Source organism: Sulfuricaulis sp. (assembly GCF_041499725.1).
Classification (GTDB): Bacteria; Pseudomonadota; Gammaproteobacteria; order Acidiferrobacterales; family Sulfurifustaceae; genus Sulfuricaulis.
On sequence record NZ_JBGQKW010000142.1, the window covers coordinates 1 to 3,595 of the forward strand.

Annotated in this window: 3 protein-coding genes; all 3 read right to left on the minus strand. The window is 59.7% G+C overall.

Annotated features, from left to right (window positions below; genetic code table 11):
• Nucleotides 1–1,219, minus strand: a 1,219-nt coding sequence (locus ACC569_RS14255) for a SulP family inorganic anion transporter (RefSeq protein ID WP_372524192.1), incomplete at its 3' end; no start/stop codon positions are given.
• Between the two features lie 9 nt (nt 1,220–1,228).
• Entirely contained in the window at nt 1,229–1,429 is a 201-nt protein-coding gene (locus ACC569_RS14260; protein WP_372524193.1) for a hypothetical protein, read from the minus strand.
• Nucleotides 1,430–1,528: 99 nt separating this feature from the next.
• Nucleotides 1,529–3,595: SulP family inorganic anion transporter (locus tag ACC569_RS14265; RefSeq protein WP_372524194.1), on the minus strand; the 2,067-nt coding region annotated here is incomplete at its 5' end.

A 3,595-nucleotide genomic window follows, 5' to 3' on the forward strand; every position in this document is an offset into this window, starting at 1 on the left:
CAAACGCCAGAGTGGCGAAGAACGTGATCACGGCGGCGATGCCGTCCGGCTTGCCCGCGATCCAGGCCTCCTTGATGGTTTTGAGATTGATGAGGCCGATGACCGCCATCATGATAATGGCCGCCAGCACCGGCTTGGGCAGGTTGTGCAGCAGCGGCGTGAAGAACAGCAGGGTAAGCAGCACCGTGAGCGCCGTGAAGATGGAGGACATTCCTGTTTTTGCGCCGGAAGCGAGATTCAGCGCCGAGCGGGAAAATGAACCGCTGACGGGCATGGCATGACTGAAGGCCGCCGTGACTTTTGCCAGGCCCTGTCCAATGAGCTCCTGGTTTTCGTTCCATTGGGTGCGAGTCTTGATGGCGATGATCTTGGCGCTGGACATGGCCTCCATGAAGCTGATGAGGGCGATCACGAAAGCCGTCGGCAGCATGTGTATGCTGGCTTTCCAGTCCACCGGCGGGATGCTGAGGCTCGGGAGACCCTGCGGGATGATGCCGATGATGCGGCCGCCGAGCGCCTCGAAATCGATGGCGTAACTGATGAAGGTGGTCAAGACGACAACAATCAACACGCCGGGGAGTTTCGGCGCGAATTTCTTGAGTAGTGTCATCAGCGCGAGCGAGCCCAGACCGAAGAGCAGGGACTCGAAGTGCATGGCGTCGATATTTTCGATGACGTGCAGAATATCGGTCATGAAATGCTGGGTGTTTTTCAGCGGCAATCCGAGCATCGGCGGAAGCTGCGATAAACCAATGATGATGGCGGCGGCGTTGATGAAGCCTCGCAGGACCGGATAGGACAGAAAATTAAGCAGCACGCCCATGCGCGCCAGCCCCAGGCCGATCTGGACCAGACCGGACAGGAGCGCCATCAGGATGACATAGGCATAAAACTGTTCCGTTCCGTAGGTGGCGAGCGGCATGATGCTGGCCGCGGTGAGCAGCGATGTCATGGCCACCGGTCCGGTGGATAACAGCAGCGATGAGCCGAAGAGTACGCCGACGATCACGGGTATGAGTGTCGCGTACAGCCCGTAATAGGCGGGTACCCCGGACAATTGCGCGTAGGCAAGGGACTGCGGAATGGCGACCAGGGCAACCGTCAATCCCGCGATCAGGTCGTTTTTCAGCGTATGCCGGTTGACCTGCGGCCACCAGCGCAGAAACGGAAAAAGACGCTGCCAAACGGTGTTGTGACTCGAAACGGCAAGCTGATTCATGGCGGGTATTTAATTGGTTCGTTTTGTACGGATGGTCTTATTCGGCTCGCTGAGGCGGAAAACCGGGGCGGACGTACCAGCCGACATACCGGCAGGCGGACGGCAGTGATTGACCGCGCGCAATGAAATTTCAGCAGCGGAGAAAAACGCGAATGGCGGAATCAGGAAAAACAGAGGGTCAACCGACGCCCCAACAGGAATATCAGCCAAGGACCGCTTGCCTCATCGCTATGTGGAGCCTCGATTCTAACATCATCGGGTACCTTCCTTAAATGACGAATGACAACGCCGGGAAAGATCGAATCGCGATTATTTCGGCGGCAGCACCGGGCACACGATATTGAGCGGACAATCCACTTCGTGATTGTTGCCGAGCGCTTTCCAGACGTGATCCAGCGCCTGATCCTCGGTGCGGAAGAAGCGCTGGGGTCCCAGCCGCTCATACAGCCCGGTGCGCGTGAAAACATCCAGAACCTGCTTCTTCAGCCCGGTAAACAGCAACTGGATGCCAGCCTTGTCGAGGCGTTCGGCGAGGTGCGACAGCATTTCCTCGCCGGTGGCGTCAATCTGGTTGATCCCTTCGCCCATGACAATCACGTATTTCAGGTCAGGTTTGGCGGCGATACGCTCCTGAACCTTGTCCTCGAAGTAGCTGGTATTGGCGAAGTACAGCGAGCCGTCGAAACGGATGACCGCTATGTTCTCGCAGGACTTTAGGCCGAACATCTCGGCATCACGCAACGTGCTGTCGGCGTGGCGTGATAGCACCGCGATGCGCGGCTGCATGGTGCGGTAGAGATACATGATCAGCGCGAGGCCGGCGCCGATGAGAATGCCCTTGTCCAAGTGCGGGGCGAAGGCCAGTGTTAGCACGAAGCTCACGACGGCCACGATGCCGTCCTGTTTGTTAACCTGCCAGGCGTGTTTGACGGCCTTGACGTTGATCAGGCCCACGACCGCCATCATGATCACGGCCGCGAGAGTGGCTTGCGGCAGGTGATAGAGCAGCGGCGTCAGCCACAGCAGTGTCACCACCACGATCACGCTGGTCACCACGGATGAGAAACCGGTGATCGCGCCGGCACTGATGTTCACCGCCGAGCGCGAGAACGAACCCGAGGTGGGATAGCTCAGCGACAGGCTGCCGACAATGTTCGCGAGACCCTGTCCGACCAGCTCCTGGTTGGCGTCGAGCCTCTGTCGGGTCCGGGTGGCCATGGCCTTGGCGATCGATATCGCTTCCATGAAGCCGATGAGCGAGATGGTGATTCCCGCCGAGAGCAGCTGCAATATAACGCCGACGTCAAACTTCGGCAGCGTAAAGGACGGCAGACCCTTGGGGACGATGCCGACCACGTTGCCGCCGCCGTTCATGACGAGTATCTCGCCGTCCACGCTGCGGATGCGCCACAGGCGTCCGTCGCTTTCGGCGCCTTCAGGCGTGTGACGATGCAGGTAGAACTTGCCCGTTGCGCCATCCGCCCCCGGGACATGGTCGAAACGGGTCTTTTTGATTTCCTCGATGTCGGCTTTGACGGTCTTGGTGCGACGTTCGCGCTTCAGTTTGAGGGTGTCAAACATGTGCTGGGCGAGCAGGGTTCGCGAGTCGTTGGTGCCGAACTGGTTGAGTGTTTCACGGTGGCGTTTTTCCGCGTCGGCAATCGTCTTGTCGAGTTCCGGGATTTCGCGCTTGAGAGCAAGCTCATCACGCACCACTTCCTGTACGGCCTCGTTCTCGATCTGGCTGAGAGTCACAGTCTCAAGATGTTCGAAGTGGATCAGCCAGGAAAGGGTTGTGGTGATAGCCACGGCGATGAGCACGTTGGGAATGCGCGGGTTGAGGCGCCGCAGAACGATCATGATGGCGAAGGCGCCCACGGCAATGAAGAACGTGAGCCAGTGGATCTGTGTGGGGACAGCGGCAATCGTGTTCCACACGGTTTCGTAATGGTGCTCGGCTTTGTCGGTGCGCACGCCGAAGATCTTGTCGAGCTGGGAAGTGGCGATGATGATCGCGGCGGCGTTGGTGAAACCGATGATCACGGGGTGCGAGAGGAAGTTCACCACCACGCCGAGCCGCAGCAGCCCGAGGCCGAGCTGAAACAGACCGACGAGCAGCGACAAGGTGATGGCGTACGCCACGTAACCCGGGCTGCCGCTGGCCGCGATGGGTTCCAGCGCCGCGGCGGTCAGCAGCGAGACCACCGCCACCGGTCCGGTCGCGAGTTGACGCGAAGAACCGAACAGCGCCGCAATCATGGGCGGCAGGAAAGCGGCGTACAACCCGTAGTAGGCCGGCAGCCCCGCTAACTGGGCGTAGGCCATGGATTGCGGCACCAGCACCAACGCCACCGTGATGCCCGCAATGAGATCGGC